Source organism: Streptomyces sp. DvalAA-14 (genome assembly GCF_900091855.1).
Lineage (GTDB): Bacteria > Actinomycetota > Actinomycetes > Streptomycetales > Streptomycetaceae > Actinacidiphila.
Window position 1 is genome coordinate 1 of the sequence record NZ_FMCH01000021.1, and the last position, 2,516, is coordinate 2,516.

Annotated in this window: 3 protein-coding genes; all 3 read right to left on the reverse strand. The window is 73.8% G+C overall.

What is annotated here, in order from left to right; genetic code table 11:
* Positions 1 to 279: 279 nt before the first annotated feature.
* Positions 280 to 498: an I78 family peptidase inhibitor gene (locus GA0115240_RS01445; protein ID WP_093734816.1), complete on the reverse strand. Its 219-nt coding sequence runs from the start codon at positions 496 to 498 to the stop codon at positions 280 to 282.
* A 115-nt stretch (positions 499 to 613) separates the two neighbouring features.
* Positions 614 to 1,885: a glycosyltransferase gene (locus tag GA0115240_RS01450; RefSeq protein WP_093734817.1), complete on the reverse strand. Its 1,272-nt coding sequence runs from the start codon at positions 1,883 to 1,885 to the stop codon at positions 614 to 616.
* A 186-nt stretch (positions 1,886 to 2,071) separates the two neighbouring features.
* On the reverse strand, positions 2,072 to 2,516 hold a 445-nt coding region (locus GA0115240_RS01455), incomplete at its 5' end, for a LysM peptidoglycan-binding domain-containing protein (protein ID WP_093734818.1).

Genomic DNA, 2,516 nt, shown 5'->3' on the forward strand with positions numbered 1-2,516 from the left:
GCCGGGCCGCCCCCTGACCGGGCGCGGCGAGCGTGCCCCGCTGTCGCCGGCCGGCAGCCGCCGGCCGCCGCTGGACCGGTCGGCCCGGCCCGTGAGCCCGCTGGTGCACCAGCAGGGGCGCGGCGGGGGCACCCCGAACTGACCCGGTCGGCCGGGCGCCCCAACCTCCGGGTCCGGATGCCCTGTCGACCGGAAAGCCGGTCGGCAGGGCGGTAGCGAGCTGTTCGGTCCGGCCCGGAGTGATCGCCGGTCAGCCGGAGAGCCCGGAGGGATCGCCGGTCAGCCGAGCCAGCAGCGCCGGACCCGGCCGCCGTCCACCAGGAAGTTCAGCCGGCCGGCCTGGTACTCCATCGTGACGACCGCGCCGGGCGGCAGGACCCGTACCGTCGTCCAGCCGCGCTCCGCGGCCCGGCCTTCGGCCGCCGCCCGCTCGAGATCCAGGTAGGCGTCCAGGTCGTCGTGCGGATTTCCGCCGGAGAAGTTCTCTTGCTGCTCCATGGAGCCACCGTATGCGGGAACGGGGCGCCGGGTGCGCGGAATGGCGCCGAGTGCTCCATTCCGCGTGCACACAGCTTCCTCACATATTCTTTGCGGAATCCGCCGTATTTCGTGGTTATCCCTTGACCGCCCCGCGCCGGACTTTGCGCGCCGCGGCGCCCGCCGTGTCCGTCAGGGACAAAAAGGCGCCCAGTCCGCGGCCGGTGCCCGCCCGCAGGACGGCCCGGGCCCGGTGCCCGGGCCCGGCCCGGTCGGCCAGCAACGCGTGGAAGAGCCGCAGGTGGCGTTCGGCGATGACGGCCGGGTCGTACCGTTCGGCCGACTCCAGCGCCGCGCGGCCCATCGCGCGGCGGCGGCCGTCGTCCTCGATCAGGGCGAGCAGCGCGGCCGCGATGGCCGCGACGTCGCGGGGCGGCACCAGCAGGCCGGTCACACCGTCGCGCACTATCTCCCGCGGGCCGAGGGGGCAGTCGGTGGCGACCACGGGCAGGCCGGCCCGCATCGCCTCGACGATGGTCATACCGAAGGACTCCATGCTGGAGGTGACCGCCAGCAGCGATGCCTTGGCGAACTCGGGTTCCAGCGGGGCCACCGGCCCCATCAGCGTGACATGGCCGTCCAGACCCAGTTCGGCGATCAGCGCCGCCAGCGCGGCCCGCTGCTCGCCGCTGCCGTAGAGCTTCAGGGACCAGTCGGGGCGGGCGGCGCTGACGACGGCGAAGGCGCGGATCAGGTCGTCGTAGCGCTTGGCCTCGGCGAGCCGTCCGGCGGCGACCACGACCGGGGCGGTGCCGTCCGACGGGGCGACGGTGGCCGGCGGCACACTGTTGGGCACCGCGGTGACGCGGACCGCGGGCATCCGGCGACGGTAGACGGCCGCGTCCGCCTCGGTGGTGGTGGTCACCGCGTCCAGGCCGGGGTAGTGGCGCCGCAGGGCCAGCACGAGCCGGGTGGAGTGGGTGTCGAGGGTCAGGTGCTCCTGGGCGACCCGGACCAGGCGGCGCGGCGCCTGCCGGGCGAGGTGCACATTGAGGCCCGGCCGGGTGCCGACCACCACGTCGGCGTCCAGGGTGGCGAGGCACTCGCCGATCAGCTCGTCGGTGAGCGCGCTGTACATCGCGTGCCGGCGGTCGGACGACGGGAAGACCGACGAGGGCCGCTGCCGGCGCGGGTCGTCGCGCAGGCCGCCCGGGCTGTCGGTGCGCAGGTCGAGCAGGGGGCGCAGCCGGACGCGGGGATCGAAGGCGAAGGCCGGCTCGTCGCGGTCCCGGAGCACCGAGACGATCTCCACCTGGTGCTCGGCGGCGAGCTGGCTGGCCAGGTTGCAGGTGGTGCGGATGGTGCCGCCGATGCCGTAGGCGTTGTTCATCAGAAAGGCGATGCGCATGTGTGTCCGAGCCCCCGACTCCGGCCTTCCCGCCCGCACACCGCGTGCCGCGGGCCGGTGGGATCAGCCACCGACCCTAGCAACAGCGCCTGGTCCGGCCGGGGCGCCCCCGGCCGCACACGGAACGGATGGTGTGCCAGATCCTACCGAATACTCTCATATCCGGTCGAATCTGCTCTGATTCCATCAGGGAAGGGCGAGGGCGGCGCCGATCTGCAGCAGGTTCGGATTTCCGCCGATCACCGCCCGGTTCTTCTGGTACAGCCGCGTCCAGCCGCCGGCCACGTCGAGGTCGTGCGCGATACCGGAGAGCGTCTCGCCGCTGCGCACGATGTGCACCAGGTGCGTGCGGTCGGACAGGTCGAGCCCGTGGGAGCAGACCGGCCAGGCGCCCCAGCCCTGGACCCGGACGACAGCCTCGGCGACGGCGATCTGCTCCTCGGGGGTGGCGAGGTCGGCGCGCGGGGCGTACTTGAGGCCGCCGAACGCCTCCCAGGTGCTCTGGATGAACTGCAGCCCGCCGTAGAAGCCGTTGCCGGTGTTGATGTGCCAGTCGCCGCTGCTCTCGCACTGGGCGATGTCGTCCCAGACCGAGCGCTGCGCGGCGACGGCCTCGCCGCCCGTCGAGCGC